This is a genomic window from Mycobacterium sp. TH-M82, assembly GCF_057473605.1.
Window position 1 is genome coordinate 1 of the sequence record NZ_JBYCKY010000469.1, and the last position, 4,407, is coordinate 4,407.

Sequence of the window (4,407 nt, forward strand, 5' to 3'; positions counted from 1 at the left end):
CGGCGTAATACACCAGCAGCCGCACCATCTGGGCCTCGGTGTGCAACTCGGCCAGCGGCCACTGCACCGCCTGGTTGACCGCCAGCGGCTTGCCGAAGACCGTACGCCGCTGCGCGTAGTCGGCAGCCCGGTCGATGCAATACTGCGCCGCGCCCAGGCTGGACGCAGCCTGCCGAATCCGGTTCTCGTGCAGGAACGTCTGCGCCACCTCCAGCCCACCGTCCACCTCCCCGAGCACCGCATCGACGGGCACGGCCACGTCGCGTAGCTCGACTTCGCCGTGATCGGTGGGCATGTTGAACGTCCACCAGTAGAACGGGACGGTGAAGCCCGGCGTGTCGGTGGGTACCAGGAACGCGGTGATGCCCCGCGCCTGCCCCGGCGTACCCGACGTGCGGGCGAAGATCAGGTCGTGGGTTGCGCGGTGCACACCGGTGTTCCACCGCTTGGCTCCGTTGATCACCCAGCCGTCAGAATCGGGTTCGGCGCGGGTCTCCAACCAGGTCGCGTCGGATCCGTGCGCCGGTTCGGTGAGGCCGAACGCCATGGACCGTTCGCCGGTGATCAGAGCCTGCGACCAGGTGCGGCGCTGCTCGTCGGTGCCGAACCGCTCCATCATGATCACCTGGGGGAAGTTACCGACGATCGACGATTCGTCCTGCAGGTCGTTATGCAGGCCAAGGCCCTTGTGCGCCAGGTGCTCCCGGATCACCGCCATATCCACGTTGGTGCCGTCCCGGCCGCCCACCGATGACGGCAGCCCGTAGCGCAACCAGCCGGCGCTGTCGGCACGACGGCGCATCTCGGAAAGCAGATCCTCCCAGGCCCGCTGCGGGATGCCGCCGTGCTCGACGTCGGTGCGGGCGAACTCCCGTCGGTGGTCGAAATACTGCATCTGCTCGGCTTGCAGCGGGGCGATCTCGGCCTCGATGAAATCGTCCATCTCCTCCAACAGTTGCGGGAGATGGTCCGGCAAAGTGAAATCCACGCTGGGGCCTTTCCGGGGCTGGGAGTTATCCGGTGTGCAGCTTCCGGTCGCCGGCGCGCAGCAGTGCGCCCGGAAGGTCGTGTCCGACGATCGTCCGGGCGGTTTCAGCGGCGGCGATGGCGGCCTGCAGGTCGATGCCGGTGTCGATCTCACAGTCGCGCAGCAGGTACACCAGATCTTCGGTGGCGATGTTGCCGGTGGCACCGGGCGCGAACGGGCAGCCGCCCAGCCCGCCGATCGACGCGTCCAGTCGGGTGACGCCGGCACTGACCGCGGCGTAGGCGCAGGCCAGGCCGGCGCCGCGGGTGTTGTGGAAATGTATACCCAGCAGGGTGTCGCCGTCGCCCATCTGCTGGCGCAACGCGTCGGCCAGATGGGTGACCCGCCGTGGGGTAGCGGTCCCGATGGTGTCGGCGATCGAGAGTCGATCCGCGCCGAGTTCGGTTGCTGCCGTGGCGATATCGAGGATGTAGTGCGGCGAGGTCGGTCCGGCGAACGGACAGTCGAAGGCGGTGGCGATGATGACTTCGATCGTAGCTCCGTTGTCGTGGGCGATACCGGCAACGTCGGCGGTCGCGGTGAGGGCCTCCGCGGTGGGCCGGCCCACGTTGGCGATGCTGAACGCGTCGGAGGCGCAGACGACGTATTCGATCGAACGCAGGCCCGCCTCGATGGCGCGGGCGGCGCCACCCGGGCCGGCGACCAGCGCGGAGAACTCGATATCGGGGTAGCGCCACAATTCGGCCGCCAACTCGGCGGCGTCGGCCAGCGCAGGCACCTTGGTCGGCGACACAAATGACGTCACCTCTACTTCTCGCACCCCGGTCGCGGCGACACCGGCAAGCAGTTCGAGCTTGGCGCCCAGCGGGATCGGCTCTTCGATCTGCAGCCCGTCGCGCAGCGAAACCTCGCGGATGGTGACCCGTGGCGGAAGTTCCGCTGGTTCGCTCACAGCACACCCTCTTCGTAGAGCGATTCCAGCTCGGCGGCGGTCTTGTGCAGCAGGCCGCGGTAGATCTCTTCGTTGTGCTGGCCGGGATGCGCGGGGCCGGCGTTGCGGACGGCACCTGGGGACTCGGAGAGCACCGGCACAATCCCCGGCCCGAGCACCGATCGCCCGGCTGCCTCGTCGAAGTGCTCGACCAGCATGCCGCGCGCCCGCAGTTGCGGATCATCGACCACTTCGGCGACGGTGTTGATCGGACCGGTGATCACTCCTGCGGCAGAAAGGGTTTCGATGATCTCGGCGGGTTCGTGTCGCATCGCCCAGTCGCCGATGATCTTGTCGAGTTCGTCCTGGTGTCGGCCGCGCGCGGTATGGGTGGCGAACCGCTCGTCGGTGACCAGTTCGGGACGGCCCATCGCCGCACACAACCGGGCGAACACGCTGTCCTGGTTGGCGGCGACCACCACCCAGCTACCGTCGGCAGCGCGGTAGATGTTGGACGGCGCGATTCCCTCCAGCCGGGTTCCCGACGGACCGCGCACCACCCCGCCGACGTCGTAGTCCGCAATGGTCGATTCCTGAACAGCCAAACAGGATTCGGTCAATGCGACGTCGACGACCTGGCCTTGCCCGGTGCGGGTGCGCCGGTGCAGCGCGGCCAGGGCACCCTGCGCAGCGAACATACCGGCCAGGCTATCGCCCAGCGACAGCGCCAGCCGCGGCGGCGGACCGCCGGGGAACCCGTTGAGGTGGCGCAGGCCGCTGACCGCCTCGGCGACCGACGCGTATCCGGCCTTCGGCGCGTCCGGCCCGGTCTGCCCATAGCCAGACACCCGCACCAGGATGATGCCCGGGTTGTGGTGGCGCAGCGCGTCGTAACCGAGGTTCCAGCGCTCCAGCGTGCCGGGACGGAAGTTCTCCACGATGATGTCGCAGCGCTGCACCAGCTCCAGGAAGACCTCCCGGCCGCGGCTTTTCCGCAGATCCAGCGTGACGGCTTTCTTGTTGCGGGCGTGCACGGTCCAGAAGAAGTGGTGCCCGTCGAGTTCGGCCTGGCCCCACATACGCAGTGGATCCGGTGTGCCGGGCAGCTCGATCTTGATGACCTCGGCGCCCATGTCGCCGAGCAGCCGGCCGGCGAACGGCCCTGAGATCAGGGTGCCCAGTTCGAGCACCCGGATCCCGTCCAGCGCGCCGGCCACGGTCACGTGTCAACATTAGCTGCCCGCCCGGCACGGCCCTGCACGGTGAGCATGCGCAAACTCGCATCGAGCGTGCCCCGCCGGTGCGATTTTGCGCATGCTCGCCGGGAAAGGCACCCGCTACTTGAGCTCGGAAGACGACAAGCCCAGCAGCCGGCGGGCCACCACCAGTTGCTGGATCTGCTGGGTGCCTTCGAAGATGTCCAGGATCTTCGAATCGCGAGCCCACTTCTCCAGCAGTGGCTGCTCGGAATAGCCAGTGGTTCCCGTCATTTCGACAGCCTTGAGGGTGATGTCGCTGGCTACCCGGCCGGCCTTGGCCTTGCCCATCGACGCTTCTTTGGAGTTGGGGATGTTGTTGTCGGCCTGCCACGCCGACCGCAGCGTCAACAGGTAGCTGGCCTCCCAGTCGGCCTCCATCCGCAGGAACTCCGCGGCCGCGGCGCTCTGCGTGTGCGACGGTTTGTCGTAGGAGATGTCCACACCGGCGTTGTCGAGCACCTTGCGCAGCTCCTCCAGCGCGGCCCGGGCGATCCCGACCGCCATGGCCGCGACGATCGGCCGGGTGTTGTCGAAGGTCTCCATCACCCCGGCGAAACCCTCACCGGAGGCGATCTCCGGGTTGCCGAGCAGGTTGTCCTTGGGAATGCGGGCGTTGTCGAACCGGATCACCGCGGTGTCGGAGGCCTTGATGCCGAGTTTGTGTTCCAGCCGCTCGACAGTGACGCCGGGGTGCTCGCGCGGCACGATGAACGACTTGATCGCCGGACGGCCCAGCGATTTGTCCAGCGTCGCCCACACCACGATGTGGCTGGCCCGCGATCCGGCGGTGACGAAGATCTTCTCGCCGTTGATCACGTACTCGTCGCCGTCCAGGGTGGCCGTCGTGGACACCGCCGCCGAGTCGGAGCCGAAACTCGGTTCGGTGATAGCCATCGCCGCCCACACCTTGCCCAGGCGTTCGAGCTGCTCGTCGGTGGCCACCCCGGAGATCGCCGCGTTGCCGAGCCCCTGATAGGGCACCGACAACATCAGCGCCACGTCACCCCAGCTCATCTCCACCACCTGCAGCAGCGCGGCCATGTTGGCGCCGTTGCGGTTTTCCTCTTTGTCCTCGGTGTCGCGGAATGCCTCAGCGCCGGCGAACGCGAACGCCTTGGCCTGCGAGATCCCGGCGAACAGGGTTTCCAGCGTGTCCAGTTCGACGGGGTAATCGTGCTCGCGCAGGTCGTATTTGCGCGATATCGGGCGCAGGATCTCGGCGGCGCCGG

Annotated in this window: 4 protein-coding genes; all 4 read right to left on the minus strand. The window is 67.7% G+C overall.

The features are described from left to right. Positions 1–988: acyl-CoA dehydrogenase family protein (locus AC2VON_RS14400; protein ID WP_486953550.1), on the minus strand; the 988-nt coding region annotated here is incomplete at its 3' end. Between the two features lie 25 nt (positions 989–1,013). Then, entirely contained in the window at positions 1,014–1,940 is a 927-nt protein-coding gene (locus tag AC2VON_RS14405; RefSeq protein WP_486953551.1) for a hydroxymethylglutaryl-CoA lyase, read from the minus strand. Next, positions 1,937–3,142, minus strand: a complete 1,206-nt coding sequence (locus tag AC2VON_RS14410) for a CaiB/BaiF CoA transferase family protein (protein ID WP_486953552.1) — start codon at positions 3,140–3,142, stop codon at positions 1,937–1,939. Before AC2VON_RS14410 ends, AC2VON_RS14405 begins: the two co-directional genes overlap by 4 nt. A 114-nt stretch (positions 3,143–3,256) precedes the next feature. Further along, the coding region (locus AC2VON_RS14415; RefSeq protein WP_486953553.1) for an acyl-CoA dehydrogenase family protein at positions 3,257–4,407 on the minus strand (1,151 nt) is incomplete at its 5' end.